This window comes from Streptomyces sp. NPDC051020 (genome assembly GCF_040683105.1).
Classification (GTDB): domain Bacteria; phylum Actinomycetota; class Actinomycetes; order Streptomycetales; family Streptomycetaceae; genus Streptomyces.
Window position 1 is genome coordinate 1 of sequence record NZ_JBFBCG010000192.1, and the last position, 3,208, is coordinate 3,208.

The 3,208-nt window shown below is 66.0% G+C and carries 3 protein-coding genes and 1 pseudogene; 1 reads left to right on the forward strand and 3 read right to left on the reverse strand.

Translation table 11 applies throughout. From position 1 onward, the window contains the following. Nucleotides 1–163 precede the first annotated feature (163 nt). The gene (locus AB0N06_RS38395) at nt 164–763 is read left to right on the forward strand and encodes a VOC family protein (protein ID WP_366139307.1); all 600 of its coding nucleotides are present in this window, start codon (nt 164–166) and stop codon (nt 761–763) included. Between the two features lie 307 nt (nt 764–1,070). On the opposite strand, the pseudogene AB0N06_RS38400 reads toward AB0N06_RS38395, so the two are convergent. The 3 genes and pseudogenes from AB0N06_RS38400 to AB0N06_RS38410 form a co-directional block, all read right to left on the reverse strand. Next, a pseudogene (locus AB0N06_RS38400) lies at nt 1,071–1,199 on the reverse strand (IS5/IS1182 family transposase); the annotation flags it as partial. Between the two features lie 283 nt (nt 1,200–1,482). Next, on the reverse strand, nt 1,483–1,776 hold the full coding sequence (locus AB0N06_RS38405; protein ID WP_366139308.1) for a hypothetical protein: 294 nt from the start codon (nt 1,774–1,776) through the stop codon (nt 1,483–1,485). Nucleotides 1,777–1,836: 60 nt separating this feature from the next. After that, nucleotides 1,837–2,289, reverse strand: a complete 453-nt coding sequence (locus AB0N06_RS38410; protein WP_366139309.1) for a hypothetical protein — start codon at nt 2,287–2,289, stop codon at nt 1,837–1,839. Between the last annotated feature and the right edge of the window lie 919 nt (nt 2,290–3,208).

A 3,208-nucleotide genomic window follows, 5' to 3' on the forward strand; every position in this document is an offset into this window, starting at 1 on the left:
CTACCCCCCCCGGGGGGCGCCCCCCCCCCAGCCGGGGGGCGGCCCCCCCCCCCGCCCCCCCCCCCCCGGCCGCCAAGCCCTCCGCCAGCCCGCAGACGGGCGCACCACCCCGCCGCGGGGAACCGGTGCCCGCCACCAAATCCGGAAAGCCCAGATCATGGACATGAAATTCGAAGTAGTCGTAATACCGGTCGCCGACGTCGACCGCGCCAAGGACTTCTACACGGCCCTCGGCTGGCGGCTCGACGCCGACATCGCCACGGACGAGCACTTCAGGGTCGTCCAGGTGACCCCGCCGGGCTCCCCCGCGTCCGTCATCTTCGGCACCTCGGTCACCTCCCAGACCCCCGGCACCGCCCAGGGCCTCCACCTCATCGTCGACGACATCGAAGCCATCTACCAGGAACTCAAGCAGCGCGGCGCCCAGCCCAGCGAGGTGTTCCACGACGCCGGCGGAGTGTTCCACCACGCCGGCGCCGACGCCCGCATCCCCGGACCCGACCCGAAGCGCAGCAGCTACGGCTCCTTCCTCTCCTTCACCGACCCCGACGGCAACGGCTGGGTCATCCAGGAGGTCACCACCCGGCTCCCCGGACGCCAGGACCCGTCGGTCCTCACCTTCAGCTCCCCCTCGGCCCTCGCCGCCGCACTGCGCCGAGCGTCGGCCGCCGACCCGCACCACGAGGCACAGCACCGATCCCCGTGGGACTGGTACGCCCACCACATCGCCAGCGAGCAGACCGGAACCGAACCGCAGCGATGAACACGGGCCCGGCGGCACTCACCGGGCCCGGCACGGGCCGTCGAAGTCATCTCCCAGCGCCGAGCACGGGAAGGAAGAGCGTCAAGATCACATTCGAGTCGACAGCCGCCCTCGCCGACGCCATGCGACGAGCCGCCCGGCAGCACGGCGAGCACCTGGGCGTTCCCTACCCGCCGGACACGGACTGGATCGAGCGGTTCGCTCTGCACATGGCCCGTGAGCAGCACCCCGGAGAAGCGGGCCCCGACCGCTTCCGGCACCTGCCCCCGCGCATCGCCCTGGACGACACGATTCCGACCCATCCGTCCACGCCGCAGGAGCCCGGGTCCCCGGTCGCCGACCGCGCCACCCGCTCCTGCTTCCACGCAGTGACCAGCGGCTCGATCAACGCCCACTGCTCGTCGGACAAGTCGGTCGCGTATGGCATCCGTTCCATGCCCACGACCCCATCATGCACACGACACGACGCGAGAGCGGAACCGTCCCATCACCCACGAACGGGCGACACCACATCATCAGGAACGGGACTTAACGCCCTCTCACAGCCCATGTCGCACGTACGTCTACCAGGGGCGGTCCGGACTGCCCTCCGGCGAATCACCGCCGGGAAGGGCGGGTCGACGTCCCCAGCGGTCGGCCGAACACCATGCCTTTCCCGGCGGGATGGGGCAGTTGTCCTACGGGTCGCCGAATCTCTGGCGACGCGGTGTCACTCCGGCCTACGACTCGTAGAACATGAACCAGCTGTTCTGCGCGGCGTTGTAGACGCAGGTGGTGGCATCAACCCACCAGTATTCATTCTTGTACGCTGCGGCTTTGGCCCAGCAGGCACCTGCGGTCGCGAAGGCTGCATAGAACGTCCACTCTGTGCCGGGGTCCTTCACCACCTTGGCGACGGGCACGGAACGGCCGGCCTCGGGCGTGCTCGCCGCGGCGGCTTGCACGCCGACCGCGGGAGTCAGCAGAGCCACCATCAGGGTGGCGGTCGAGAGTCGCTCGGCGACTGATTTCATGGGCAACCTCACTTACTCGATGCGCTTGAAAGGAGCGGCACGGAACAGAGCAGGTACCGGCTAGTCCTTCGTCCAGATGAAGATGTAGGCGTTTCCGCCGGACATCTTCTGCGTGGCGTCGACGACGTTGTACATCTCCGTGTGCACGCCGAAGGTTTTGGCCTTCCACAGCTGCAGTCCGTGGGCGTTGAAGTCGGAGACGGAGACCTGGGCGCTGGAGGACTGCTGGTTGTCCTGGGCCTGGCAGAGCACGATGGGCCCCGTCTGGATACCCTTCCACCAGGTGACCCCGGACAGCTTCAACTGGATCGAGATCTGCCCAGGCGCCGCGCCTCCGGGAAGAACGGTCGCCTGGACGATGTCGCCGTCCGGAAGACGTTCTCCGTTGAGGAGCTGCTGGAATTGGATTCCCTCGGCCGCCTGTGCGGACGATGCGTAACTGACGACTTGTACGGCGCCGAGCATGGTCGTCATCAGAGCGACGGCCGGTAGCCGTTTTACAGCTGAACGCATGGTGCCACCTTTCCTGGTGAGATTCGGACATCGAGTGTCGATCACCGGAACCAAGAGTGTCAGTTCCTGATCTTCCTCATCAGGGGGACACCCAGGGCGCTCGAAGCATTATTCGCCGCGACAGTGCCCCAACACACCTTTGCTGGGCTGGGCTTTACGGTGAGCAACCATTCCCATTCAGAAAATACGAAAAGACGCGGCTGCCGAGAAATTCGGCATCCGTGTCTACGGATTTTCCGTGGTCGCTCGCGAAGTTACCCGTGTGCCCCTTACGGGTGCGATCTCTCGATTTCGTGTCAGTACGCGACCTGCACCTATACCGCCCGGTGACAGTACCGACACCCCCGATCTCTCATCTCATGACAGTGGGCAGCACGTCCGGCGAGCCCCACGTATCACTCACTGACCAGTACGTCCGGGCAACGCACAGGGAACCCACCGCTGTCAGTGCCTACGCGGGGTCTCTGCGGTCAGGTTCCCGATGACGGTGTGCTGGTTGGTCGTCGTAGAGGTAGAACGTCTCCACGGACCACACGTGCGGCGTTCCACGCTCTCCGACGAGGTCCAGACTCGCCACGTCTGATGGAACGCCATCCCCGCTCGCGACATTACGGTCCGCTGATCATGCCTCCCACGAGGGAGGTGAAGGTAGCCGCGACAGTGAGGGCGACAGCGAATACGGACGCCGAGCGCTTGAGTGCCTGCACATAGTCGAGTCCTTCAATACGTGCAATCAGTCCGGCGCCAGCAGCCGCCAGGGCTGCCACCACGAGGTCGAGGACGATAAGTGGCCGTTTCTTTTCCGAATCTGATGTGCGAGTTTCCGCAGGTCAGTCCCCCTGTTCCCTTCGGGTGCGCCTTGCCGGCGTGAAAACATGGCTGCGGCGCCTGCCCGCCGATGCCGGTAGCTCGTTGGGAC

Excerpts from the sequence above, each read along its gene's own strand:
- AB0N06_RS38395 (WP_366139307.1), top strand. The coding sequence starts at position 164 with ATGAAATTCGAAGTAGTCGTAATACCGGTCGCCGACGTCGACCGCGCC.
- AB0N06_RS38410 (WP_366139309.1), bottom strand. The coding sequence starts at position 2,289 with ATGCGTTCAGCTGTAAAACGGCTACCGGCCGTCGCTCTGATGACGACC.
- AB0N06_RS38405 (WP_366139308.1), bottom strand. The coding sequence starts at position 1,776 with ATGAAATCAGTCGCCGAGCGACTCTCGACCGCCACCCTGATGGTGGCT.